Origin of the sequence: Sporosarcina cyprini (genome assembly GCF_022048975.1) — a bacterium.
GTDB classification, from domain to species: Bacteria; Bacillota; Bacilli; order Bacillales_A; family Planococcaceae; genus Sporosarcina; species Sporosarcina cyprini.
Genome location: NZ_JAKMHX010000010.1, coordinates 68406 through 91360, shown reverse-complemented (window position 1 = coordinate 91360; position 22955 = coordinate 68406). Strand labels below are relative to the sequence as shown.

At 48.1% G+C, this 22955-nt stretch carries 27 protein-coding genes and 1 other annotated feature; of the genes, 17 read left to right on the top strand and 10 right to left on the bottom strand.

Annotated elements, in window-relative coordinates:
* The first annotated feature begins 9 nt into the window (after positions 1-9).
* The 5 genes from prpB (at position 10) to L7D49_RS01360 (ending at position 6310) form a co-directional block, all read left to right on the top strand.
* A complete protein-coding gene (gene prpB, locus L7D49_RS01380; protein WP_238078999.1) occupies positions 10-912 on the top strand; it encodes a methylisocitrate lyase in 903 nt (300 codons plus the stop codon).
* Positions 913-928: 16 nt separating this feature from the next.
* Positions 929-2068: a PrpF domain-containing protein gene (locus L7D49_RS01375; protein ID WP_238078998.1), complete on the top strand. Its 1140-nt coding sequence runs from the start codon at positions 929-931 to the stop codon at positions 2066-2068.
* 28 nt (positions 2069-2096) lie between these two features.
* Positions 2097-4790, top strand: a complete 2694-nt coding sequence (gene acnA, locus L7D49_RS01370) for an aconitate hydratase AcnA (RefSeq protein ID WP_238078997.1) — start codon at positions 2097-2099, stop codon at positions 4788-4790.
* A 27-nt stretch (positions 4791-4817) separates the two neighbouring features.
* Positions 4818-4961, top strand: a complete 144-nt coding sequence (locus tag L7D49_RS01365) for a hypothetical protein (protein WP_238078995.1) — start codon at positions 4818-4820, stop codon at positions 4959-4961.
* Between the two features lie 179 nt (positions 4962-5140).
* A complete protein-coding gene (locus tag L7D49_RS01360) occupies positions 5141-6310 on the top strand; it encodes an MFS transporter (protein WP_238078992.1) in 1170 nt (389 codons plus the stop codon).
* A gap of 135 nt (positions 6311-6445) precedes the next feature.
* Here L7D49_RS01360 and L7D49_RS01355 read toward each other — a convergent pair whose 3' ends face one another.
* The gene (locus L7D49_RS01355) at positions 6446-6874 is read right to left on the bottom strand and encodes a GatB/YqeY domain-containing protein (RefSeq protein ID WP_238078991.1); all 429 of its coding nucleotides are present in this window, start codon (positions 6872-6874) and stop codon (positions 6446-6448) included.
* A gap of 138 nt (positions 6875-7012) precedes the next feature.
* On the opposite strand from L7D49_RS01355, the gene L7D49_RS01350 reads away from it, so the two are divergent.
* Together L7D49_RS01350 and proS are read left to right on the top strand one after the other, a co-directional pair.
* Positions 7013-7756, top strand: coding sequence for a hypothetical protein (locus L7D49_RS01350; protein ID WP_238078989.1), 744 nt, complete (start codon positions 7013-7015; stop codon positions 7754-7756).
* Between the two features lie 44 nt (positions 7757-7800).
* Positions 7801-8015 (top strand) — a binding site (T-box leader).
* Positions 8016-8063: 48 nt separating this feature from the next.
* Positions 8064-9500, top strand: coding sequence for a proline--tRNA ligase (gene proS / locus L7D49_RS01345; RefSeq protein ID WP_238078988.1), 1437 nt, complete (start codon positions 8064-8066; stop codon positions 9498-9500).
* Positions 9501-9529: 29 nt separating this feature from the next.
* Here proS and L7D49_RS01340 read toward each other — a convergent pair whose 3' ends face one another.
* Both L7D49_RS01340 and L7D49_RS01335 read right to left on the bottom strand, forming a co-directional pair.
* Entirely contained in the window at positions 9530-10261 is a 732-nt protein-coding gene (locus tag L7D49_RS01340; RefSeq protein ID WP_238078983.1) for an HAD-IIB family hydrolase, read from the bottom strand.
* Positions 10230-11450 carry a glycosyltransferase gene (locus L7D49_RS01335; RefSeq protein WP_238078982.1) on the bottom strand — a complete coding sequence of 407 codons (1221 nt, stop codon included), beginning with the start codon at positions 11448-11450 and terminating at the stop codon, positions 10230-10232. Before L7D49_RS01335 ends, L7D49_RS01340 begins: the two co-directional genes overlap by 32 nt.
* A gap of 269 nt (positions 11451-11719) precedes the next feature.
* Between L7D49_RS01335 and L7D49_RS01330 the strand changes: the two genes are divergently transcribed.
* Positions 11720-12685 (top strand): c-type cytochrome, encoded by a 966-nt coding sequence (locus L7D49_RS01330; RefSeq protein ID WP_238078981.1) that lies wholly within the window; start codon positions 11720-11722, stop codon positions 12683-12685.
* A gap of 40 nt (positions 12686-12725) precedes the next feature.
* On the opposite strand, the gene L7D49_RS01325 is transcribed toward L7D49_RS01330, so the two are convergent.
* Positions 12726-13934, bottom strand: a complete 1209-nt coding sequence (locus L7D49_RS01325; protein WP_238078979.1) for an alanyl-tRNA editing protein — start codon at positions 13932-13934, stop codon at positions 12726-12728.
* A 79-nt stretch (positions 13935-14013) separates the two neighbouring features.
* Positions 14014-14370, bottom strand: a complete 357-nt coding sequence (locus tag L7D49_RS01320; RefSeq protein ID WP_238078978.1) for a hypothetical protein — start codon at positions 14368-14370, stop codon at positions 14014-14016.
* A gap of 235 nt (positions 14371-14605) precedes the next feature.
* On the opposite strand from L7D49_RS01320, the gene L7D49_RS01315 reads away from it, so the two are divergent.
* The 4 genes from L7D49_RS01315 to L7D49_RS01300 all read left to right on the top strand — a co-directional run bounded on the left by L7D49_RS01315 (position 14606) and on the right by L7D49_RS01300 (position 17520).
* Positions 14606-15523, top strand: coding sequence for a carbohydrate kinase family protein (locus tag L7D49_RS01315; protein WP_238078976.1), 918 nt, complete (start codon positions 14606-14608; stop codon positions 15521-15523).
* A gap of 121 nt (positions 15524-15644) precedes the next feature.
* Positions 15645-15845: a PLDc N-terminal domain-containing protein gene (locus L7D49_RS01310; protein ID WP_238078975.1), complete on the top strand. Its 201-nt coding sequence runs from the start codon at positions 15645-15647 to the stop codon at positions 15843-15845.
* Positions 15842-16738 (top strand): ABC transporter ATP-binding protein, encoded by an 897-nt coding sequence (locus L7D49_RS01305; protein WP_238078973.1) that lies wholly within the window; start codon positions 15842-15844, stop codon positions 16736-16738. The genes L7D49_RS01310 and L7D49_RS01305 overlap by 4 nt, the downstream gene beginning before the upstream one ends.
* A complete protein-coding gene (locus L7D49_RS01300) occupies positions 16738-17520 on the top strand; it encodes an ABC transporter permease (RefSeq protein WP_238078972.1) in 783 nt (260 codons plus the stop codon). Before L7D49_RS01305 ends, L7D49_RS01300 begins: the two co-directional genes overlap by 1 nt.
* Before the next feature lie 68 nt (positions 17521-17588).
* Here L7D49_RS01300 and L7D49_RS01295 read toward each other — a convergent pair whose 3' ends face one another.
* Both L7D49_RS01295 and L7D49_RS01290 read right to left on the bottom strand, forming a co-directional pair.
* Positions 17589-17825, bottom strand: a complete 237-nt coding sequence (locus tag L7D49_RS01295; RefSeq protein WP_238078969.1) for a hypothetical protein — start codon at positions 17823-17825, stop codon at positions 17589-17591.
* A 21-nt stretch (positions 17826-17846) separates the two neighbouring features.
* Positions 17847-18152: a DUF3243 domain-containing protein gene (locus tag L7D49_RS01290; protein WP_238078967.1), complete on the bottom strand. Its 306-nt coding sequence runs from the start codon at positions 18150-18152 to the stop codon at positions 17847-17849.
* A 194-nt stretch (positions 18153-18346) separates the two neighbouring features.
* On the opposite strand from L7D49_RS01290, the gene L7D49_RS01285 reads away from it, so the two are divergent.
* Positions 18347-18889, top strand: a complete 543-nt coding sequence (locus L7D49_RS01285; RefSeq protein ID WP_238078964.1) for a hypothetical protein — start codon at positions 18347-18349, stop codon at positions 18887-18889.
* Between the two features lie 102 nt (positions 18890-18991).
* Positions 18992-19411, top strand: a complete 420-nt coding sequence (locus tag L7D49_RS01280) for a general stress protein (RefSeq protein ID WP_238078962.1) — start codon at positions 18992-18994, stop codon at positions 19409-19411.
* 186 nt (positions 19412-19597) lie between these two features.
* Here the strand turns inward: L7D49_RS01280 and L7D49_RS01275 are convergent, their stop codons facing one another.
* On the bottom strand, positions 19598-19792 hold the full coding sequence (locus tag L7D49_RS01275; RefSeq protein WP_238078960.1) for a CsbD family protein: 195 nt from the start codon (positions 19790-19792) through the stop codon (positions 19598-19600).
* Between the two features lie 208 nt (positions 19793-20000).
* Here L7D49_RS01275 and L7D49_RS01270 point away from each other — a divergent pair, with 208 nt between their 5' ends.
* Positions 20001-20393, top strand: coding sequence for a hypothetical protein (locus L7D49_RS01270; protein WP_238078958.1), 393 nt, complete (start codon positions 20001-20003; stop codon positions 20391-20393).
* Between the two features lie 61 nt (positions 20394-20454).
* Here the strand turns inward: L7D49_RS01270 and L7D49_RS01265 are convergent, their stop codons facing one another.
* Positions 20455-21264 (bottom strand): flagellin N-terminal helical domain-containing protein, encoded by an 810-nt coding sequence (locus L7D49_RS01265; RefSeq protein WP_269135808.1) that lies wholly within the window; start codon positions 21262-21264, stop codon positions 20455-20457.
* A 386-nt stretch (positions 21265-21650) separates the two neighbouring features.
* Here L7D49_RS01265 and tatA point away from each other — a divergent pair, with 386 nt between their 5' ends.
* Together tatA and tatC are read left to right on the top strand one after the other, a co-directional pair.
* A complete protein-coding gene (tatA, locus tag L7D49_RS01260; RefSeq protein ID WP_238078956.1) occupies positions 21651-21845 on the top strand; it encodes a twin-arginine translocase TatA/TatE family subunit in 195 nt (64 codons plus the stop codon).
* 13 nt (positions 21846-21858) lie between these two features.
* The gene (tatC, locus tag L7D49_RS01255; RefSeq protein ID WP_238078955.1) at positions 21859-22659 is read left to right on the top strand and encodes a twin-arginine translocase subunit TatC; all 801 of its coding nucleotides are present in this window, start codon (positions 21859-21861) and stop codon (positions 22657-22659) included.
* Positions 22660-22715: 56 nt separating this feature from the next.
* Here the strand turns inward: tatC and L7D49_RS20145 are convergent, their stop codons facing one another.
* Positions 22716-22847, bottom strand: a complete 132-nt coding sequence (locus L7D49_RS20145) for a hypothetical protein (RefSeq protein WP_269135807.1) — start codon at positions 22845-22847, stop codon at positions 22716-22718.
* Between the last annotated feature and the right edge of the window lie 108 nt (positions 22848-22955).

Genomic DNA, 22955 nt, shown 5'->3' with positions numbered 1-22955 from the left:
GGGATACATATGACATGGCTTATTACAGAACAGAAGACGCAAAAGGAACTGGCGGAGCAGTTTTTAGCGCGAATTAAACAAAAGCCCATTTTAAAAATTATTGGTGCTCATGATGGAATGTCAGCACTCATTGGAAAGCGGGTCGGGTTTGAGGCGCTCTATTTGTCAGGCGCCGCTTTTACAGCTAGCCGCGGCTTGCCGGATCTCGGTATTTTGCATTCGCAGGAAGTAGCGGAACGCGCTAGGGAACTGACACGGGCAGCGGGGTTGCCGGTGCTGGCCGATATCGACACAGGGTTTGGCGGCGTTTTGAATGTCGCCCGGACTGCGAAAGAAATGGTGGAAGCGAATGTGGCGGCCGTGCAGATTGAGGACCAGGATCTGCCGAAGAAATGTGGCCATTTGAACGGCAAGAAATTGATCCCAGCAGAGGAAATGGCACAGAAGATTAAAGCAATTAAAGAGGTGGCCCCTTCTCTCGTCGTCATTGCGCGCACGGATGCACTCGCTGTAGAAGGGATGGACGCTGCGGTGAAGCGGATGAAGCTTTACGTGGAAGCAGGAGCGGACGGATTATTCCCGGAAGCGCTCACGACGGAGGAGGAATTCCGGAAGATCGGAAGCCTGTTCGATGTACCACTGCTTGCTAATATGACCGAGTTCGGAAAGACAGATTATTATACAGCCGATGAATTCGAGTCTTTTGGCTACTCTATGGTCATTTATCCGGTAACGTCCTTGCGGGCGGCAGCCAAAGCATACGAAGAGGTGTTCACCGAGATTTTCGAAATGGGCTCGCAAAAGGGCAAGCTTGACCGCATGCAGACACGGAAAGATTTGTACGAAACGATCGGTCTCGAGGAATATGAGTCGCTCGACGGAAAAATTGCCAAAACCATTTTGCCGGAATGAACAGGAGTTGATTCGCATGGAACAAAGACCGATTAAATGTGCAGTGTACCGAGGTGGGACGAGCCGGGGGATTTTCTTCAAAGAAGAGGATTTGCCCGCGTCCCGGTCAGAATGGAATCGGATTTTCATGGAGGCGATCGACGCATACAATCCGTCCCAGGTGGATGGCCTGGGCGGAGGAACCTCACATACGAGCAAGGTGATGGTGATAGGGGAATCCGCTGCTAAGGATGCCTGCCTTTCTTATACATTTTACCAAGTCGGCATCGGCACGCCTGTCGTGGATGCGGAGGGAACGTGCGGCAATCTGATGGCGGCCATCGGGGCATTCGCGATTGACGAGGGATATGTGAAGGTGCCGGAAGGAAGCACCTCAGTATCTGTAATTGTACACAATGCAAATATCGACCGGAATGTCCGTATGGAAGTTCCGGTTACTGCAGAGGGGTGCGCTGCAGCGACAGGAGATTTCCTCATGCCGGGGCTGAATCGTCCAGGGGCACGAATTGAGGTGTCCATCCTTTCACCGGGCGGTGGCAAGACAGGCGCTACATTCCCTTGCGGCCATAGGGCAGAAGTGGAAACCGCGAGTGGACGATATACTGTGACGATTGCGGATATTGTCAATCCCTTCGTGTTCGTATCCACTTCGGATTTTGGATTGGACGGCACGGAGCCGAACACAGTGCTTGCTGCGAATGAAGGGCTGCTGGAGAAGTTGGAAGCGATCCGGCTGACAGGGGCAGTGAAAGCCGGGCTTTCCCCAACCGTTGAAGCAGCAAAAGCGATTCCTTCGATTCCGAAAATCGCACTCGTTTCGCCCCCGGCTGATTATGTTTCAACTTCCGGGCGGCAAATCAAGGCAAATGAAGTAGATGTCATCGCACGAATGATATCCATGGGAAAGTTTCACCGGACATTCGCAGGAAGCGGGCTTTATAACTTAGCGGCGGTTCTATTAATTTCCGGCACGATTCCGGGAGATGCCTTCCGGGGCTCTTCAAGAGATGGCCGGCAAGTTGTCCGCATCGGCCACCCGGACGGGATAGCCGAGGTAGCCGTCTCCTTGACGGAGGACGGGCAAGACGTTGCAACGGTCGGTCTGGATCGGACGGCTCGCCGAATGATGACCGGCTATTGTTATATACCGGAATGAAGAACGCTTCTGGAAAGGTGTGAGGAAGATGCAACAACTAATGGAGTTAAAGATAACGGAACTGATGGATGAACTGTCAGTGGACGGAAAAAAATATCGATACATATCATTGCGGCGCTTTGAGGAGCTCGGGTGCAGCACGGTCGGCTCTTTGCCATATTCAATCAAGATTTTATTGGAATCGGCGCTTCGGAACTACGATGGAACCTATATTACTAAGGAGCATGTGCAATCGCTGGCAAATTGGGGATGCGGCCCGGCTGCGGAAGTTCCGTTCAAGCCGGCGCGCATCGTCCTGCAGGACTTTACGGGCGTTCCGGCGATTGTGGATCTTGCATCCATGCGGGATGCCGTCGCTTCCAGGGGCGGGGATCCTGCATCCGTCAACCCGATGATTCCAGTAGATCTCGTCATAGACCATTCGGTTATCATTGAACATGCGGGCGACCGGAAAGCATTCGGCCGCAACCTCGCACTGGAATACGAGCGGAATGCGGAACGGTATTCGTTCGTGAGATGGGCGCAGAAAAGCTTCAAAAACTTTGGAGTCGTTCCGCCGTCCAATGGCATCGTCCATCAGGTGAATCTGGAGTATTTGGCAACTAGCGTCAGAACCGAGACACGCAGTGACGGACCATGGGTTTATCCGGATTCGCTTGTCGGTACGGATTCCCACACGCCGATGGTAAACGGTATTGGCACCGTCGCATGGGGCGTCGGCGGTATAGAGGCGGAAGCTGCCATGCTTGGACAGCCTCTGTATTTTGTCATGCCGGAAGTGATCGGCATCCAGTTGAAAGGGCAGCTGCGTGAAGGTGTAACGGCGACGGATCTCGCGTTGACGGTAACAAGCATGCTTCGTAAAAAAGGGGTCGTTGGCAAGTACGTCGAGTTCTTTGGGGAGGGCGTGCAGGATATTTCGGTGCCAGACCGGGCGACCATCTCCAATATGGCCCCGGAGTACGGCGCAACCATGAGTTTCTTCCCGGTGGACGAGCGGACACTCGATTATTTCCGAAATACAGGACGAGGTGAAGCTGTTCCGCTAGCTGAAGCGTACTGGAAGGCGCAAGGCCTATTTGTTTCAGGACAAGAGGAAGCACCGGAGTATACGGAAACGATGGAAATTGATCTGAGAAGCATCGTGCCGACAGTAAGCGGGCCGAAACGTCCACAGGATACAAATCCGCTAGCCTCAATGAAAAACGCGTTCATCGATGTACTTAGGAAACCAGTGTCAGAAGGCGGCTATGGGACAGACCAAGTGCCTTCCGCGGAGCCAGATGGTAACCGGATCGGAACGGGTGCTGTAGTTTTGGCCTCTATCACCAGCTGCACGAATACATCAAATCCTTCCGTTATGATTGCTGCTGGTTTGCTCGCTCAAAAAGCAGCGGACAAAGGGCTGCGGCCACCTGGCTACGTCAAGACGACACTGACGCCGGGGTCGCGGGTCGTGACGAAGTATTTGGAGAAAGCCGGTCTCTTAGCATCGCTTGAACAACTTGGCTTCCATATTGACGGATATGGCTGCGCCACATGTTGCGGAAATAGCGGGGCGCTGGCGCCAGAAGTGGAACAGGCGATACAGGACAAGGAACTGATCGTAGCCTCCGTGCTGAGCGGAAACCGGAATTTTGAAGGACGTATCCATCCGTTCATTAAGGCGAATTATCTTGCATCGCCGCCACTGGTAATTGCGTTTGCTCTGGCGGGCCGAGTGGATCTCGATATGGAGACAGAGCCGCTTGGCATGGACGCCATGGGATCTCCTGTTTATCTGCGTGACATTTGGCCGACCGTTGATGAAGTGCAATCCATTATTTCAAATACAATTGACGCTTCCTTGTTCAGGGACGAATACAGCCGGGTTGATTCCAACGAAACATGGGAGTCGATCGACGCGCCGGATGGCTTGCAGTATGAATGGAATGAAGAGTCGACTTATATTCAGAAGGCTCCTTATTTTGACAAAGGCCATGTAAAGACATCTATCGAGCAGAACACAAGGGAATTGGTCCCGCTTGCGGTGCTGGGCGACTCGATTACAACTGACCATATATCGCCGGCTGGACAAATTCCCGTTCATAGCGAAGCGGGAAGATTTCTGAGTGAGAAGGGAATCGAGGCGCGCTCGTTCAACAACTATGGAGCAAGACGGGGCAACCATCTTGTTATGGAACGTGGAACGTTCGCCAACATTCGATTGCGGAACCGGATGGCCGGCGGGAAGGAAGGCGGTTTTACGACACACCGTCCGACAGGTGAAGTAGTCAGCATGTACGAAGCGGCACGGAGCTACAAAGAAGAAGGCCGCAATTTGATCATCATCGCCGGGAAGGAATACGGGACGGGCAGCTCGCGCGACTGGGCGGCAAAGGGCACCTCACTCCTTGGAGTGAAAGTCGTCTTAGCTGAAAGCTTCGAACGAATCCACCGCAGCAATCTCGTCGGAATGGGTGTCCTTCCTGTCCAATTCGGAGAAGGCCTATCCGCGGAAGCCCTCGGCCTGGACGGCAGCGAAACATACTCCATTTGCGGCGTGGACGATCAATCCTTCATTGCCGGGCAAATTACCGACATGAAAGCAGTTCGAAAAGACGGTACGGAACTCCATTTCCCGGTCATCTTGCGAATCGATAATGAAGTGGAGAAGGAATGCTACTTGAACGGCGGCATTCTTCCATCTGTCGTAGAAATGATAGTAAACCAGAATAGATGAGTGAGACAGTGGTGAGCGCGAAAAGGGGTGCTCACCACTGTTCATTTTATGGATTTGTCGTATGGATTTGGCGAGGTTGGTGTGTTATTTGGCGCATGGGTCGCCGAATTTGGCAGATTTGCTGTGTTATTTGGCACACGGGTGGCCGGATTTGGCGCGTTTGCCGGTTAATTTGGCGCCTACCCGAATGTATTTGGCGAATCCCATGTTTCATTTTAAAAAAAGATAGAATAAGCCAACCGATTCACAGATTCGTCACCCAGTGCAATATTTTTGACGTACCTGACTTATGGTACGATATGGTATAGCGTTTCAGTAGCAGGGGGGAGTCTGTCATACATATTCGTCAAATGGTTGAACAGCATCGCTTTTGGGTGCTCGTGTTAATTGTGTCGGTCGCGGGGTTTTCGCAGGGCATGCTGCTTCCGCTGATTTCGACCATCTTTGAAAGGGAAGGGGTCTCGAGTACGTTAAACGGGTTGAATGCGACCGGATTGTACATCGGGACGCTGCTCGTCTCGCCGTTCATGGAGGCACCGCTAAGGAAATATGGGTATAAGCCGATTATCATTTTTGGTGGTCTTTGCTTGCTGGCGTCTTTGCTGGCGTTTCCGTTATGGAAGAATGTTGTTTTTTGGTTTGTCCTCCGCATGCTTGTCGGGATTGGGGACCATTCTCTCCATTTTGCGACGCAGACGTGGTTGACGAGCACCGTTCCCCAGCATAAATTAGGCCGGAGCATTTCCATTTATGGCCTGTCGGTCGGGCTTGGTTTTGCGATTGGACCTATGTTTGTACCGCTTGTTGATATTTTTGAAGGTTTGCCGTTTATTGTTTCGGCCGGTCTGAGCGTTCTAGCGTGGTCGTCTGTTTTCCTGTTGCGAAATGATTTTCCGGATGTGCTCCCTCGGGACGTTGCGAAGGGGCGGCCGGGTTCGCAATTTAAGGCGACGATCCTGATCTCGGGCATTGCTTTTCTTGGGCCGTTCGGCTTCGGCTTTTTGGAATCATCGCTCAATGCGATGTATCCGGTCTACGCTCTGCGCAATGGAATTCCTCTTTCGATGGTATCCCTGATCATTCCCGCTTTTGCGCTTGGCGGCATACTGACGCAGATTCCACTTGGTATGTTGTCGGATAAAATTGGACGGAAGCCCGTTTTATTAGTGGCATTTGGCGGCGGCAGTTTATCTTTTCTTGGAGCCGGCTTGGTAGGAGATCATGCAGTCCTTGTCATGGTTATGTTTTTCATGGCAGGCTTGTTCGCAGGTTCTGTCTTTTCGCTTGGCGTTTCCTATATGTCCGATTTGACGCCGAAATCGCTGCTACCTACAGGCAACTTGCTGTGTGGCATATTCTTTAGCATTGGTAGTTTATCAGGCCCAATATTAGGCGGCTTTTTCTTGGAGCTGGATACGGAAGTAAGTTATCTCTTCTTGTACGCTTTGTTCCTTGGTGTTTTATTTCTTGCTACGTTGTTTGGTAAGAGAAGGAGGACACCTGTTTCTGCAGCTGACTGACATGGGGACAATTTCCTCGTCCTGCTGCTCGGTCGCCGGAATCAGGATGGAAAGCTGGCGATGAAAAGGGAGCAGATCCAGCTCCCTTTTTTTATACAAAAAATCCCCTGCTCAGAGGCAGGGGACTTCAACTTCTTATTGAATTAAGCTTTTCACTACTTTTGACATCGTGGCGCCATCTGTCTTGCCCGCGAGCAATGGTTTGGCGATTTTCATCGCATCGCCCATATTCATTCCTTGGGAAACACCCGCTTCTGTCAATACAGCCGCGACTTCTTCCTCAGTTAATTGTTTTGGCAAAAATGATTTCAACAGGGTCAATTTCGCTTTCTCCTGTTCGATCAAATCATCCCGCTGTGCACTTTGTGCCCCTTCGAGCGCCTGGTTGGTCTGCTTGATTTCCCGGTTGACGATCGCTGTCTCTTCTTCCTCTGTAAGTGGAGCCCCTTTTTCCTTCTCAGCCAGGTCAAGCGCCGATTTCAATAAAGTGAGCACGCCTTTGGATAACGTATCTTTCTCTCTCATAGCCGTTTTCAACTGTTCAAATACTGTAGTCTTCAACATATATAAAACCTCCCATTGATAAGTAACGAAAAAACATTTTGTGTAAAAAGTATAGAAGAGCGGCATCGGAAAAGCAACTGTATGAATTAATGCGAATCCGTCTGCTAGAATGGTTTGTATAAAGAGGGGGACTGTTTCATGAAATCTATCTTGTGCTTTGAAACGACAGAGGAGAGCGAAAAACACGAAGCTTTGATCAAACGCCAAATGGAAAGGCTGGGGAAATACGAGGAAGTACTGCGCTCCTCCTATCGATTGGAGGAAATGCCGAAAGCTGTTATTTGGACATCGACTGAACTCGCGACGACTGTGTTTTCCACTATTCCGATTCCGGCATATACGAATGAGGAGTTCATTTACCTATCGCCGGAGCTCGAGCAATGGCGGGACTTGATGTTGCTTCAATTGGATGGGAAGGAGTTGCCTGAGATCCAAGCTTATTATGAGAAGTTTGGCGAGGATCATCTTTTTGAAATTCTGGCGCATGAGTTGACTCATCATAGTGCGCTGTTTGTGGATGAATTTGATGACGACCGCGAGGATTCCATCTGGTTTGAAGAAGGCATGTGTTTTTATTTGCCGCGACGCTTCCTTGGCGAAGAATATTTCAATGAAGTGACGAAAGTGGAAGATGATCTAGTTAAGGCTCATCAAGTAAAGTATGGCGGCCATTCATTGGATGATTTCGGATCAGGTACATATGAAGGTTCGATACCGAGCATCATGTTTGATTACTGGCGCAGCTTTTTGAAGGTGAAAGACATCGTTGAGTTCCATCATGGGGATGTCCAGCAGGTATTCCGCCTTTATCACGAGTGGCATGAGACCGGGCGCAATCAATCACTGTCTGCCTATTTTGACGATATTTGCACAACTGTATAAACGCGATTGTATATGACAATCCTATTTGGTATAGTAGAGTCAATATGAAATCCATGAAGTGGCCGAGTAGATGGAAATTGTGATACAGAAAGCATAGCGATTGCTGAGAGTTATGCCACCGCTTTTCATTGAAACCTACCACGGAGATGTCATGCAAACATGACCGGGTCGTTCCGTTACGAAACGTTTGAGGGCTTATGGTAACCATAGGCTGAACAAAGGTGGTACCACGTCGACCCAGCGCAAAGACGTCCTTTTTAGTAAGGACAGCTTTGCGCTTTTTATTATGCAGAAGGAGGTTTTACGTATGAGCAATCAACAAAATGATTTTTCAAAATGGTACATTGATACGATCCAGAAGGCGGATTTGATGGACTATACGCCAGTTCGCGGATGTATCGCATTCAAACCGGATGGCTTTGAAATTTGGGAGCATATCCAGGAAGAGATGAACCGCCGTTTCAAGGAGACGGGCCATCGCAATGCGTATTTCCCGATGTTGATTCCTGAATCGTTTTTCCAAAAAGAGAAGGACCATATTGAAGGCTTCTCGCCAGAGCTTCCTTGGGTGACTGAGGCAGCGGGTGAGAAATTGGAGGAGCGGCTAGCACTCCGTCCGACGTCCGAGACGATGATCGGTCATTTGTATTCCGATTGGATCAAGAGCTACCGCGATCTTCCGGTTTTGATCAACCAGTGGGCGAACGTATTCCGTTGGGAGAAAAAGACGCTGCCGTTCATCCGGACGTCTGAATTCCTATGGCAGGAAGGGCATACCGCACATGCGGATGAAGAAGAAGCACGTCACGAGACGATGCAAATGCTGAACATCTATAAGGAAGTAGTTGAAGGACTTCTTGCGATTCCTGTATACGATGGCCAGAAGACGCCATCCGAGCGGTTCGCGGGAGCAGTCGATACGTATTCCATCGAAGCGATGATGAAGGACGGCAAGGCAGTTCAAGCCGGGACTTCCCATTACTTAGGCACAAAATTCGCGGAAGCGTTTGATATTAAGTATTTGACGAAGGAAAACCGTCATGAATACGTCCATACGACATCATGGGGAACGTCCACTCGCCTCATCGGATCTGTCATCATGGTACATGGGGATGAGCAAGGATTAGTCTTGCCGCCGCGCATTGCACCAACACAGGTCATTTTGATTCCTGTCGGTCCGTGGAAGAAGAACCCGGCGATCATGGAGAAGCTGGATGAAGTATACGCGGCACTGAAAGCGAAAGGCATCCGCGTCCGTTTGGATGATTCCGATCAATCTCCTGGCTTCAAGTTCAATGAGTGGGAATTAAAAGGAGTACCGGTCCGTCTAGAGCTTGGACCACGTGACCTGGAGAACAACCAGGCATTGTTAAAGGCTCGTGATGAAGCGGATAAAGTGGCAGTCGATCTTGCGAATGTCGTGGAACGCATCGAACAGGAACTGGAAACGATGCAAACGCGCCTGCTTGAAAAAGCACGGAAATTCCGGGAAGAGCACTCCCATACGCATATCGATAAATTGTCGGAGCTGAAAGAGCATATTGCCAGCTCCCAAGAAAAAGGGGAAATCCCTGGATGGATCCTTGCCGGCTGGTGTGGAGACGATGCGTGTGAAGAGCATGTGAAAGAAGAAACGAAATTCACGACGCGCAATATTCCATTCAACCCGCCTGCAGAAAAACATGTATGCATTAACTGTGGTAAAGAAGCGAAGCATACGGTTTGGTTTGCAAGAGCATATTAATCAAAAGAGACAAGCATGTATAGGTTGCCCTATGCTTGCTTGTCTTTTTTATTATAGAAATGCAGCCATGCCTCGTGGATGCCGGCAGCGCAATGCATTTTGGCACGGAATAGATTGGGATGATCGTCCATATCCAATAATTCCGGCTGGGCGTTTCCGACAATGACGGCAGGATGCCCGAGTGATAACATGTCAATGTCATTTCCTGAATCGCCTGCGATGAGCAGCTGGACATCTGGCGCCGCATAGTGCTCGATGACATGCTCCAGTGCCATGCCTTTCCCAGCAGTGGGCGGCAATACATCAATATCACGATTGGAGCTGAAGATGAACGTGTGGGGGACACCTTCTTGCTCAAGCCTCTCCCGAAATTTCTCTACTTCGCACGAATTGTCATGCACCGTAAATGAAACTCGGCGATTATTCGGAAGTTGTTGTCGCTTTAACCCCGGAAAGTCAGCTCCGATTTCAGCAATCCGATCAGGCAGCCAATGTTCATTCATTTTCTGCTTCCATCTGAAATCTTCGCCATCTTGATGGTAGATGGTAGTCCCGACATCTGTAATGAGCAGGTCCGGATTAGGCAAGGACACTTCTTTGATCAACGACCTGGCAGAATCGAGATGTCGCCCCGTTACATACACAAGGGCCACCTCATAAGGCGCTCCCTCGTAATAAGCAAGCAGATCTGCAAGCCCCTCCTCGTTTCCGACAAGCGTTCCATCCAAATCAGTCGCCAGCATAAATTTTTTCTGTTTCACGTATGACCACCTCATAAATGTTGTCCATCTTCTTGGCAACGGTTGGCCAATTAAACTCCCGTCTAGCAAAAGAAGCGGCTTTTCGTCCAAGCAGGCGGGCAAACTCTTGATTGGCCGCTAAGAACTTCATGGCACGAGCCAGTTGCAAGGTGTTTTCCCCTTCTACGTGGAGACCCGTTTCACGATGTTGCACGACGTCTTTTAATCCGCCAACAGCTGAAGCGATGACAGGACAGCCGGACGCCTGTGCTTCTGCAGCAACCATGCCGAAGGATTCGTATGTGGAAGGAACGACAACAGCCGTGGCTCCATTAAACAATCGAGCCAATTGGGACTGGGTGCGTGCGCCTATGAATAGGATATGGTCTTCCACTCCATTGACTGCTTTTTTTAACTTAGGGCAGATAGGTGTTTTGGTCTGTGGATCCACTTGGTTCGTGTCGCCTCCCGCAATCACGAGCTTTGTAGATGTAGGAAGTTCGTTTTTTTCTTTTAATAAACGAAAAGCGCGGATAAGTGTGAAGATCCCTTTTGTCGATTCCAAGCGGCCGGCAAAAGCGAAATAGGGGGAGTCGCTTTGGGTAGTAAGCGTTTTGGATTCAAAGCTTTTGTCAACCCCGATCGGAATCACATGGATCGGTGCAGGGTCCGTCACAAATCCTTGGATTAGATTCCGTTCCGTTTTAGTAGTGGCGACAATTTTGTCTGCGTGCTCCAAGATGACCCGTTCCGCCTGAAGGCGCTCTTGCTCGCGCTGTCCTGTCGCTTGGGCTTTCGCAATTCCGAGGGAGTGGGACGTATGGATCCACGGTAGCCCGAAATCTTTGGCGATGTTTAAGCCGAGCAGGCCGGAAAGCCAATAATGCGTATGCATGGCGTCATATGACGACGGATCGATCGTCTCACACATCTCTGCGTAAAAGGCAGGAAGTATGTCATATAAATCGCTTTTTGGCACGTATCCTTTCTTGCCGCCAGAGATCCGGATCACCCGGCATCGATTGCCAAATGATTCAGCTTGCGGTTTTGATACATCTGCCCAATGTGTAATCACATCCACTTGATGTCCTTTTTGATCGAGTGCCAAGGCCAGTTGTTTCACATAGTTGTTTTGTCCGCCTGCTTGTTCACCGCCAAGGGCTGCCAGCGGATCGCCATGATCGGAAATAAATAATAGCTTTTTCCGCATGAAATTTCCCCTTTCCAGTTTGGATTCTAGTGAACGTCTATCACTATATCTATACCCTATTGATTGTGACAGTAACATTACGTCTTGATGAAGATAGAAAAGAGCTAAGTGGTATCAAGTGAATAGGAAAAATGAAGAAGAATAATGAAAATGTTAGAAAAATAACATAATGTTGTTTCGAATTTGAGAAATCATGCTAGTGTGCTGGAGCTAGGAGAAAAGAAGGGGGTAAAATAAAGATAGCAATAGGACAATAGGAGGCGATGGAATTGAAGCGTACAACATCTCTAGTACTAGGCATCCTCTTCGCAGGCGCACTGCTTATCATTGCGTTAATGGCGAACCAACTGCAGCACGTCAAAGAGGACGCGGAAAAAGGTCCTGACGTAGAAGCTGCTGACGGAGAAGAAAAAGGCATTGTCCACAATCCGCCGTCATTGGAAAATGTGCCGGAAGGGCCGCTGGGCGAAGCCATTTTACGGGGGCATGCACTAGTCGATAATACGTCTGAAGTGCTTCGAAGCGAAGCATCATCTGTTGAAGAAGGGGAGGCCCGTGTGAATGAGCTGTCGTGTACGAGCTGTCACGCAGGAGCCGGAACAGATGAACAAACATCTTCCTTAGTCGGGATGACTTCGGTATACCCAATGTATATCGGTCGTTCAGGACAAATTGTCACATTAGAGGAACGGATTAACGGTTGTATGGTACGAAGCATGAATGGCCAGAAATTCGCCGATGACGATGAAGACTTGGATGCAATGGTAGCCTACTTAAATTATATTTCTGAGGGGATTCCGGTTGGAGCGGAACTTCCTTGGCGGGGTAAGAGCGATATGAAGGAAGTGCCAGTCCCAAATATTGAGGATGGAGAACAATTGTATCAACAGTCTTGTATCGCCTGCCATGCAGGGGATGGCGCAGGTACAGGTTCGAATACAGGTCCTGCCCTTTGGGGAGACGGTTCATTCAATGATGGAGCGGGCATCGCGCGTATGTCCAAAATGGCCGGTTATATTCAAAACAACATGCCTGTAGGCCAGGCAGACACATTGACAGACCAAGAGGCGAGTGACTTGGCAGCTTTCATTCTGTCAAAGGATCGTCCGGAATGGAAGAATCATGACAAAGATTGGCCAAAAGGCGACCGGCCGACTGATATTATGAATAAAGAACGACGCGATCAGATTAAAGACGGCACAATTGACTGGAACGAAGTGTTAGGGAAAGAGTGAAAAACAGGCGTCCTGGATATCCAGGGTGCCTGTTTTATGGTTAATTCGTTGATGATTTATTGCAAGACCTCTCCATAGCTTCCAGCAGTTCATCGGCCAGCATTGTGCGATCTCCGCCGCCTTGGACGAATGCATCGCTACCGCCACCTTTTCCATTTAGGAGAGGAAGTACGTCCGCCGCGACTTGTTTCATGCTAATCGAAACAGCTGAGCCTCGTGCCGCAACAAATTGAAGCTTCGTATCATTTTTGGCGACGAGGAAAACAATAGCACATTCGTCTTCCTGGGCGATGAGCCGCGCCAGTTTTTGCAATTCCTGAATGGTCCGGTTAGTGAAAGCCGCCTTAATGACAGCTGTCTCCTCTTTGGAAGATGCCAGCTCTTTTGCTTCGACAGCTAATAACGTCTCTTTCGCATCTTCCAATGACTTTTCGAGGACGTGATGGGAAGCTTGCAGTTTTGCAATGGCTTCGCTGACGCCATCCTCAGGTGCGCTCAATAACTGGGATGCCTCCCGTAGCTCCACATTTTTCTTCTGAAGCTGTTTAAGCACCCGTCCGCCGCATACGAAGTGAACCCGGGTTTTCCGTTTTTGTTTTTCTGTGCCGAGGATGGAAATGAGACCGACTTCTCCCGTCGATTTCGGATGAGTCCCCCCGCAACCGTTATAATCGAAATCAGGGATGATAACGAGACGGATCTCATCGGTGACAGCGAGCTGTTTGCGCAAAGCGTATTGGTCCAGTTCTTCCTCCGTTACCCATTTCGTTTCGATCGGCCGGTTGTCCAACAGGATGTCGTTGGCCAGCCGTTCCGCTGCACGCAATTGTTCCTCGGTCACCTCTTCAACTTCCAGATCGATGCTGACGAGCTCTTTTCCAAGATGGAAACTGACAGTAGGGAATCCGAACAATTCTACAAATGAGGCAGTTAAAATATGCTGGCCCGCATGCTGTTGCATATGATCGAAGCGACGCTCCCAATCGATGGCGCCTTCCACCTGACCGGACTCTTGGAGCGATTCGGCCAGGTAATGATGTATTTCGCCGTCGACTTCCTCTACGTCTACAACCGCAATGCCCTGGAGCGCGCCTGTATCATGAGGCTGCCCGCCGCCGGTCGGATAGAAGGCGGTATTGGAAAGAACGACATAAGGCCGGCCATTCTCGTCCTCCGCTTGCCGCAAAACTTCCGCTGTAAATTCCTTCTGATATGCGTCTTGGTAATAAAACCGTTCATGAAGTGCCATCTGACCACGCTTCTTTCCGTTATGTAATACAAATATTGTAACGCGGCAGAGGATGGATTCAAACAAAAAAACTCCTCGCTTATTTTAGCGAGAAGCTTCGTTCGGTCTTAAATGTAACAATCCAATCCAGCATTTTTTCATATTGCTGATGCCATAATTTTTTCATGGCGAGCGTTACGAATAAAAGAATGCCGATCAGGACAAGTGAGATGATGGTCGTCATCTGGAAAAACAGGAGCGACTCTTCGAATCCGCCTGTTCCAAGAAAGATGGCAAGACTCGTAATGAACGTGAGAATAAAGACAGGAATCAATTGAAAAAATATATCGTAGTTCTTTTTTTGCAAGACTTTCATTAGGATGGGTGTGATAAAAGCAATCAATGTGATGTACAACAGGATAATGAGCGTATCGAAAGCCGTGAGGATGATATCCATCGTTAGTACCTCCTTGTCTGGATGTAGTTTCTGCCGCTTATTCGGCGGGCAAATTGCAGAATACATATCAATCTATACCCTAACTGACTTGTAAGTATGCATAGACTCAATAAAATAGTTATTTTAGTTTATTCAAAGGCGAGAAGAATGTCACAGCACTGGCATGGATTTCAGGTGATGAGCCCGGTTCTTATTTTGTATAATAAAAATGAAAAGAAAGGGAGTTATAGTCAGCATGAAACAAGTAGTCGTGTATGGTGATGCATTCGTCGATTATGTAGCAGATGATACAACAAATCGGACTTTTACAACGCATGTGGGTGGAACCACTGTCAACGTGGCGGTCGGACTCTCAAGGCTCGGCGTTCCGGCGTCTTATATAACGGTGACAGGGGATGATGATACTTCATCTGATGTCAGGAAGAAGATTGAAGAAGAAGGCGTGGATTTGTCTTTTGCAAAACGTGTTCCGGAAAAACGGGTAAGTGGCGTGGTCGTCCATTTAACAGAGGGATTTGAACGGATTTTCCATTCGTATATCGATGAAACGCCTGATATTCAAGTGGAGCCTGATGACTTGCAGGAAGAGGCATTTGACCAGGCGTCCATTTTTCATTTTGCATCGGGCACCATGTTTCATCCTACAGCACTCCGAACAACTCGGGAAGCCGTCAAGATGGCAAAGCAAAGAGGGATTTTCCTTTCCTTTGATGCTAATATCCGGCTGAAGCGCTGGAAAAGCGAGACGGAGTGCCGGGAGACAATTACTTCTTTCCTCTCGGATGTGGATGTATTGAAAGTGACAGAGGAGGAATTGTCCTTCTTAACAGGTTTCAATACAGTGGAGGAAGGAATCCGGCGGCTTGCCGATTATGAAATCCCTGTTATTCTCGTCACAGCAGGCGAACGGGGCACGACCGCGGTCATCGGCGGGGAACAGCATCACGTCGGTGTGGAACCTGTGGAAGTGGTGGATACGACAGGCGCGGGAGATGCATTTATGGCAGGTATCCTGCGGGAACTCTTTGAAAAAGGGATGCCGGAGGATCGAAAGGGATGGATCGGATTCATTCGCTTCGCCAATCAAATCGGAGCGTTGGCAACGACAAAGCAAGGCGCATTGACAGCTTTGCCGAGATTACATGAACTATAAGAAGCAGGAGAGAAGCGGATGGTCGTCGCTCTCTTTTTTATTTTTTCATTTTGTTATATACAGAATAGAACAGTCGTATTATACTTAAGACAATACAGAATAAAGGAAAGGTTGTGAGGGAATGGCTGAATTGGCTAATATCCCGTGGAATCTCATCTTGCCGATACTTGGCTTGCAGTTGATTCTAATGATTGTTGCGTTAATTGACCTCATCCGGAATCAACGGACGAACGGGCCGTTTATCATGTGGATTTTCATTATCCTCCTGCTGAATCTTGTCGGTCCCATTCTTTATTTCATATTTGGGAGGCGGCAAGCATGAATGTTCTACTAGAAGCAACGGGTTTATCTAAACGGTATGGCGAGCAAAAGGCGGTCGATGCTGTCAGTTTTACATTGGATGCCTATACGGCGACAGCGTTGATTGGACCGAATGGTGCAGGCAAGACGACAACTCTGTCGATGCTGGCGGGCTTAGTCACGCAAACAGAAGGAAGTATTTCATTCGAAGGATCAGCGGATCAGGAAATTCGTTCCCACATTGGTTTTCTGCCACAATATCCAAAGTTCTTTCCATGGTTGACGGCTATTGAATTTACTGAAATGGCCGCGAAGCTCAGTGGCTTGGGGGCACGAGAAGCCCGGGCGGAAGCACAAAAAACGCTTGAGTTCGTTGGTCTTGGGAATGCGCTAAATAAACGGACGGGCACCTTCTCGGGGGGAATGAAACAGCGGCTTGGCTTGGCGCAAGCCATCGTTCACAAACCAAAACTTCTGTTGCTGGATGAGCCGGTTTCCGCCCTTGACCCAGTGGGAAGGCGGCAAATCATGAATTTATTGAAGGAATTGCAGCATCAGACGACGATCCTTTATTCCACTCATATTCTGAATGATGCGGAAGAAATGACGGATCAGCTCTTGTTCATGCAGCATGGTAAGTTGATTGAGCAAGGATCTCTCAATGAGTTCAGGCAGCGTTATGCGGAACCGAAAATTCGGATTGAATTTGAAGGGGCGGAGGAGACGCAGCGCTTTGAGCAGGCAGCTCCGTGGAAAGTGGAGCTGGCAGGTGCGATTGGCTGGATTGACCTGACTGATGAGCAAGTCTCGATGCCAGACGTGCTGGCGCTACTGAGCAGCGGGCGTTTTGGCGTCCGCAAAGTGGAGAAACAGTCCGCGAGCCTGGAAGAAATCTTTATGAAGGTGGTGCAATAATGAAGGGATTTAGTGTGTTGCTTCATAAAGAATGGCGCGAACAGGTGCGCAACTTCAAGTTGCTTTGGATTCCTCTCGTCTTCATCATCTTCGGAATTATAGAGCCGGTGACCAATCATTTCTTGCCTCAAATCATGAAAAGTGTTGGGAATATGCCGGACGGAATGGATTTTCCATGGCCGGAATTCGCGCCAAAAGAGATCCTCGTCTCGCTCATGGGACAATATCAGTCAATCGGATTGTTGATCATCGTGTTGGCATTCATGGGGGCGATTTCGAGTGAACGGAAAAACGGAACAGCGACGTTGTTATATGTACGGCCTATTTCATATGCAAGCTATTTTCTAAGCAAATGGACGATGATCAATATCCTCGTGTTGGCCAGTGTTTGGGTCGGCTTTTTAGCAGGATGGTACTATACGTCCCAATTATTCGGTTCCATTCCGGCAGCGGACGTGTTTGCCTTTCTTGCAGCGTACAGCTTATGGATCATCTTTGTCGTGTCGATCGTGTTAGCCCTCAGCGCATGGCTGCCGACGGGCGGAGTAGCGGCGCTTGGCTTGTTCCTGACGCTGATCATGGCGATATTAGACTCCGTCATCGGTGCCTACTGGACGGTGACGCCTTGGAAGATTCCCACGTATGCTGCCTACATTTTGATGGGAAGCATGGATTACTCAACATTTTGGAAAGCGGCGGGGATGACAGTGTTCTTGATTATTTTGCTCGTCCTCTTTGGCTCCTACATGTCTGGGCGGAATGCGGCAAAGACAACAGTATAACGAATAGAAAAGAGCAGCGGACTTGGTTGTCCGCCGCTCTTTTTTTGAGGGATTCTAGGCTATGGGTATTACTCTGGATATTTTTCTTCAGAAGAGGAATCACTTTTCGTTTTATGGTGATTCTCCTGCTTTTCTTCGTTCCATTCCATCTTGGCATCTTCGAGGGGGACTGTGTCGACTGTCTGCATATCTTCATGCATATCGTAAATACTTTCCTTGTCCGTCTTCATGTTTTCCGGATTGTCCATGTACGGCCCTTCCGCATCTTTTCGGTCGTGCTCCGTAAAAACTCTCTTTCGATTCATGAAAACCACATCCTTTCGATGTTATGCTTGGCGAACTAATTTGAGCAGCATATGCGCAAGCGCATGTTGCTCTTCCTTATCGCCGGCATTCCATAATTCCTGCAAAAGATACTGCTCACGGTTACGCGGTTCTTCGTGCTTGGATAAATAGTTGGCCACAAATTCTGTCGTCTTGGCAAGTTGCTCCTCGCTCAAGCCTAAGCTCTCGCCTTTGCTTACCTTATCCGACAGATACATTTTAAAGCGATTGAAGTTTTCCAAAATATCTTCTTTCTTTTCCGCGTCCATTTGATTCAATTCCTTAGCCACACGATCTTTCGCGTCCATCTATCCACACTCCTCTTAGGTGATACTCCAAGTATTGACCTTTCGCATCATGTCTAAACATCCAATTTCGACTTGATTCGCCAAAAGCCATATATGCTGAAGAATGAAAAATGGAATTTGAATGATGGATATTGGAAGCGAGTGGCTGGCTCGAAATTACTCGCTGCGATGTGAGCAGTTGGATTGGTATAGGTGTGAAAAGTAGCGGTTGCCGGGAAATACGAGAGGTACAAAAGTGGAAACGAGCGGTTGCCAGGATATACGAGAGGTACGAAAGCGGAAACGAGCGGTTACCGGGATATACGAGTGGTACGAAAACGGAAACGAGCGTTTGCCAGGATATACGAGTGGTACGAAAGTGGAAACGAGCGGTTGGCGAGATATACGAGAGGTACGGGAGAGGAAACGAGCGTTTGCCGGGAAATACGCGAGGTACGAAAGCAGAAACGAGCGGTTACCGGGGAAATACGCGAGGTACGAAAGTGGAAACGAGCGGTTACCGGGATATACGAGTGGTACGAAGGCAGAAACGAGCGGTTAGCAGGATATACGAGTGGTACGGGATCGAAAACGAGCGGTTACCGGGATATACGAGAGGTACGAAAGCAGAAACGAGCGGTTACCAGGATATACGAGAGGTACGAAAGTGGAAACGAGCGGTTGCCTGGATATACGAGTGGTTCGAAAGCGAAAGCAAGCGTTCACCGGAATTAAAAGCAATGCCATTGTTCTTATGAGCAGTCCGATTATAAAAACTCATTCCAACCGGATGAAATGCCGGTGTGTGAATTCCATTTTACTGGGGTACAGTGAATAAAAAGGAAAAGGAGAGTGTCACGATGGAAATGAAATATGTCGGGACGTTTCATTCGGTTGATGTCGCTTTAAATAAGATCACCCAGCTTAAGTCGGAAGGCTATGAGGAGTCTGCTATTCATGCGGTCGCCCAAAGGGATGATGAACTGGACCAGTTGCGCAATCAGTCCTATGTGAAGGTGATCAGCCGGGAAAATAATCAATTGATAAGTAACTCTGGGATAGAAGATGCGAAAACAGTGGGTGCACGAGTGGAGGAGGACATCCGAAATGGCGGCATTGTCCTATTCGTAGACGGCGATCGTACGATGGAGGGTCAGATCGAACACGACAGTCAGGCAGCATTGTCTGAGAGCGGCGAGTCGTTGCAAAATGATGCGGATTATCAGCCAAGAAACAATAATGAAGCAACCGTGCCCAGGCTTAACACAGATGGGTTATAAAAAAGTCCTAATTGTCGAGCAGGTATCTTGTAAATAACAAGGGCCCGGAACCTCTCCTACGGAAATACAGCCGCCTAGGCTTCGAACGGCAATCATGCCGTGGGAAGACTTGGCGGCTGATCTCTGAAAAAGTGGCCAGAGCCCCTGTGTATTGTTTAGTAAGAGGCGCCTTGCGGCAACCGGTTGTTACCATTTATCGTCATCGTTTGCGCGGTCTTTCATATTGCCGACCTGCTTTTGAACTTCGCCTTTCATCTTATCCAATTTTCCTTCTGCTTGAAGCATTGGATCGTCGGAAGCATTGCCGACCTGGTCCTTCACTTCGCCTTTCGCTTTGCTCACAGCGCCTTTCATCTTGTCTGAAAATCCATTGTCTTTCATAAGCAATCCCTCCATTTTTTGTGGTTATTACTATATACCCTTTGCGAATTATGTTTAAACGGAATGAAAAAAGGGTAAAGTTTATAATTACTATCATTTTTGTAGGTACAATTAACTGGTTAACTTTGGTAAAATGCATCTAAATCATCTATCTAAATTATCGGTACATTCGTATAATGAAGGTAATCAATAATTCGGGGGTGACGGAATGATTCGGAAAGGACGCTTTGCCATGTGGAATGGAAAAGAATATGCACTCGTATCCTATCAACGACAGTATTATTTGCAGACGGAGGAAGTTTGTGAGGAACGTAATGGATTTGAACGGATGAGCGGAAAAGAGCATGTATTAATTCGTTCTGTTTCGTTGAAAGAGTTGCAAGAGGCCTATGAGATAGTTCCGTATACAATGCTCGAAGGGTATCGTTTCGCAGTAGAAGGAATTAACCAGTCGAATGGAAAGGTCGCGCTCGTGACAAATAATCCATTTGTAAAAGGAAAAGTCGACGTTCAGCCATACGGCAGCCTGGAGTACATTATCGAGTTGCCGGTCGATCAAGTGGACTTTCTAGAAGAGCGTTTTCCGCTTTACGGAATGTAACGCGTAAACATATAAAAGATCAACGTGATGTCGTAAAAGGACAACCTGTTGATCTTTTTTCTTATGTCTTTAATAGTTGAAGGACCGATTGGGCTTGCTGCATATGCAGCGATAATACATATTGTCCCGCTTGGAGCAGGATATTCGCTTTAGTGAGGGCCATCATTTCTTTTGCGATATCCACGTCCCGTATGCGTGATTCTGCTGCTGTCAAATTCTCTTCCATGGTCATGGCGTTGTTGTATGCATGCTCCAGCCGATTGGCGTAGGCTCCCAGTTTGGAACGTTCCGAAGAGACCTTGTCGATGGCATTATCCAGCTTGGAGATGGCCTCATTTGCTCCTTCTTGGGTAGCAATGGAGACATCGTCCAAGCCCAAGTTACGTAGATCCCCAATGTTCAGATCAATTGTTTGCCCCGCATTCGCCCCAGCCTGAATTTTAATGGAGGTTTGGCTGCCATCCAATAAAGGCTTCGTATTAAACTCAGATTGCTTGGCCTGTCGTGTAATTTCATCTTTCAACTGCTGGAACTCCTGATCAAGCAACTCACGGTCTTTGTCGGACAATGTTCCGTTTGAAGCCTGCACACTTAATTCACGCATTCTCTGTAAAATGGCATGCGTTTCATTTAATACGCCTTCCGCGGTTTGCACCATGGAAATGCCGTCCTGGATATTCCGTTGTGCAACTTGAAGACCCCGTATCTGAGCTCGCATTTTTTCTGAAATGGCGAGACCGGCAGGATCATCTGCAGCCCGGTTAATCCGTTTTCCTGTTGAAAGCCGTTCCATGGATAACATCACTTGATTATTATGCATCGTCATGTTGCGGATGATGTTCAACCCGGTGGCATTCCATTTACCGAGCAAGCTTATCCACCCCTTTTTGTGCTGTTAATCCTTCTATCGGCCTGTTGGAAAAATTATGAACCGTTTTCCAGTTGATTTTATCCAAATTGAAAATAAATATACAATCATCCGTTTAGGCAGCGGGCAGCCAAGACCTGTCATTAATTTTTACTTGCCGGTATGAAACGGGAAGAAAAACGGACATGCTGTAAGGTAGTATCTCCATTGGGCTTGGGCAATAAAGAAATGGACAGATTCCAAATCTGCGTATTTTGGCAAGCAGCATCGCCTATGGGATTCCTGCAGCTGTCTAAGGGAGCAGAATGAATATCAGGCGTTTCAATCTCTTAGAGTGGAAGCCGGAGCCATGGAGGAATTTATTCAGAGGAACGAAAGGAGAATGCAGTATGAGTTTAGCAAGCATAGGGGTTCCGGGTCTCATCATTATTTTGGTCATCATTTTGATTTTGTTCGGTCCGCGAAAATTGCCGGAAGTCGGCTCTGCAATCGGAAAAACATTGGCTGAATTCAAGAAATCGGCGAGGGAAGTTTTAGACGAAGAGGAAAAGCCTGAAATACCTGCGAAAAAAGATCCTTCCTAAGTGGGTGAATGGTATGGATCCTGTTGAGAACCATAATCGCAAAAATGTCAGTCCCTTGGATTCGAGTGAGAAGCATGCGACATCTAATGATAAAGCGGAGAATGACCCGACGCTTGTCGAGCATCTGACGGATTTAAGGAAACAGCTCATCAAAAGTGCGTTTGTTTTCCTCTTCTTCTTTATCGTTGTGTTTTGCACAATCAACCTATGGTTTCCGTTCATTACAAGAGGGCATGAATTGATTGTCCTTGGGCCTCTTGAAGTGGTGACGTTTTATATGTCCATTTCGACGGCATTGGCATTTGGTTTGTCGTTGCCCTTCCTTTGCCATTTTCTCTGGCAATTTGTTAAACCAGGATTGCTTGAGAGGGAGAGCCAATTTCTCAGTCTCTATTCGCCCATTATGTTTCTTTTGTTCATCGGTGGTCTTTCCTTCGGCTATTTTATCGTCAATCCGTTAAGCTACGATTTTTTAGTCTCCATCGGTAAAGTTAATTTTTCTGTATTAATTTCTGCACAGGAATACGTAAGATTCCTTCTCATGACAACGATGCCGGTCGGGCTTCTATTCGAACTGCCCATTGTTGCGATGTTTCTGTCGGCGATTGGATTGTTGACTTCAGATACGATGAAAAAAACCCGGAAATGGTCGTATGTGGTCCTGGCGGTTATCTCCGCTCTTATCACGCCGCCTGATTTTGTAAGTCAATTGATCGTCCTCATTCCGATGATTTTATTGTACGAGGCGAGCATCTTCATTGTCATGCAAGGCGAGCGCCGTGCGAAGAAAATGGAAGAAGTGAGTGTGGATTAACAAAACGAAAAAATCGGAGTCCTGGTTGAGGACCCCGATTTTTCATTTTACGGGCGTTAGCTGCTTTTCATCATGCCCATTGCGCCCGTAAGCGATCCAAATTGTTTCATCAGCTTGTCACGGGCTTCTTTATTCCGCATTAAATACGCAGCACCCAATCCTATAGCGGCTATGGCCATTTTGTTCATGGGACATACACCCTTTCGCTTCATGATTTTTTGAATCGACTTATCTTCACCGGATTTATATAAATTATACATGTTCAGTAATAAAATTAATCAAATAGTCTTATGTAA

Coding starts and splice junctions, on each gene's coding strand:
- L7D49_RS01270 (WP_238078958.1), top strand. CDS start 20,001: ATGATTCGGAAAGGACGCTTTGCCATGTGGAATGGAAAAGAATATGCA.
- L7D49_RS01360 (WP_238078992.1), top strand. CDS start 5,141: ATGGTTGAACAGCATCGCTTTTGGGTGCTCGTGTTAATTGTGTCGGTC.
- L7D49_RS01375 (WP_238078998.1), top strand. CDS start 929: ATGGAACAAAGACCGATTAAATGTGCAGTGTACCGAGGTGGGACGAGC.
- L7D49_RS01320 (WP_238078978.1), bottom strand. CDS start 14,370: ATGGATATCATCCTCACGGCTTTCGATACGCTCATTATCCTGTTGTAC.
- tatC (WP_238078955.1), top strand. CDS start 21,859: ATGGATCCTGTTGAGAACCATAATCGCAAAAATGTCAGTCCCTTGGAT.
- L7D49_RS01325 (WP_238078979.1), bottom strand. CDS start 13,934: ATGGCACTTCATGAACGGTTTTATTACCAAGACGCATATCAGAAGGAA.
- prpB (WP_238078999.1), top strand. CDS start 10: ATGACATGGCTTATTACAGAACAGAAGACGCAAAAGGAACTGGCGGAG.
- L7D49_RS01350 (WP_238078989.1), top strand. CDS start 7,013: ATGAAATCTATCTTGTGCTTTGAAACGACAGAGGAGAGCGAAAAACAC.
- L7D49_RS01300 (WP_238078972.1), top strand. CDS start 16,738: ATGAAGGGATTTAGTGTGTTGCTTCATAAAGAATGGCGCGAACAGGTG.
- L7D49_RS01355 (WP_238078991.1), bottom strand. CDS start 6,874: ATGTTGAAGACTACAGTATTTGAACAGTTGAAAACGGCTATGAGAGAG.
- proS (WP_238078988.1), top strand. CDS start 8,064: ATGAGCAATCAACAAAATGATTTTTCAAAATGGTACATTGATACGATC.
- L7D49_RS20145 (WP_269135807.1), bottom strand. CDS start 22,847: ATGAACAAAATGGCCATAGCCGCTATAGGATTGGGTGCTGCGTATTTA.
- acnA (WP_238078997.1), top strand. CDS start 2,097: ATGCAACAACTAATGGAGTTAAAGATAACGGAACTGATGGATGAACTG.
- L7D49_RS01275 (WP_238078960.1), bottom strand. CDS start 19,792: ATGAAAGACAATGGATTTTCAGACAAGATGAAAGGCGCTGTGAGCAAA.
- L7D49_RS01310 (WP_238078975.1), top strand. CDS start 15,645: ATGGCTGAATTGGCTAATATCCCGTGGAATCTCATCTTGCCGATACTT.
- L7D49_RS01280 (WP_238078962.1), top strand. CDS start 18,992: ATGGAAATGAAATATGTCGGGACGTTTCATTCGGTTGATGTCGCTTTA.
- L7D49_RS01290 (WP_238078967.1), bottom strand. CDS start 18,152: ATGGACGCGAAAGATCGTGTGGCTAAGGAATTGAATCAAATGGACGCG.
- L7D49_RS01335 (WP_238078982.1), bottom strand. CDS start 11,450: ATGCGGAAAAAGCTATTATTTATTTCCGATCATGGCGATCCGCTGGCA.
- tatA (WP_238078956.1), top strand. CDS start 21,651: ATGAGTTTAGCAAGCATAGGGGTTCCGGGTCTCATCATTATTTTGGTC.
- L7D49_RS01305 (WP_238078973.1), top strand. CDS start 15,842: ATGAATGTTCTACTAGAAGCAACGGGTTTATCTAAACGGTATGGCGAG.
- L7D49_RS01295 (WP_238078969.1), bottom strand. CDS start 17,825: ATGAATCGAAAGAGAGTTTTTACGGAGCACGACCGAAAAGATGCGGAA.
- L7D49_RS01315 (WP_238078976.1), top strand. CDS start 14,606: ATGAAACAAGTAGTCGTGTATGGTGATGCATTCGTCGATTATGTAGCA.